Source organism: Geitlerinema sp. PCC 9228 (assembly GCF_001870905.1).
Classification (GTDB): domain Bacteria; phylum Cyanobacteriota; class Cyanobacteriia; order Cyanobacteriales; family PCC-9228; genus PCC-9228.
Genome location: NZ_LNDC01000199.1, coordinates 1 through 287, shown reverse-complemented (window position 1 = coordinate 287; position 287 = coordinate 1). Strand labels below are relative to the sequence as shown.

Below are 287 nucleotides of genomic sequence, written 5' to 3'. Positions count from 1 at the left end.
ACCAAGGTTGCCAAAGCTTCTTTCTCGATATCTTCGGCGATAATCAGTAAGGGTTTGCCCTGGCGCGCCACTTGCTCGAGAATGGGCACCAAATCCTGCACCAAATTGATTTTTTTATCGGTGATCAACAGGTAGGGGTCGTCCAACACCGCTTCCATGCGTTCGGTGTCGGTGGCAAAGTAAGGGGAAATGTAGCCTTTGTCGAAGCGCATCCCCTCGGTGATTTCCAGCTCGGTGGTCATGGATTTGCCTTCTTCGAGGGAAATGACCCCTTCTTTGCCTACTTT

The 287-nt window shown here is 50.9% G+C and carries 1 pseudogene; it reads right to left on the bottom strand.

Annotation, left to right across the window (positions count from 1 at the left end):
• Positions 1 to 287 (bottom strand): annotated as a pseudogene (gene groEL, locus AS151_RS22945) (chaperonin GroEL); the annotation flags it as partial.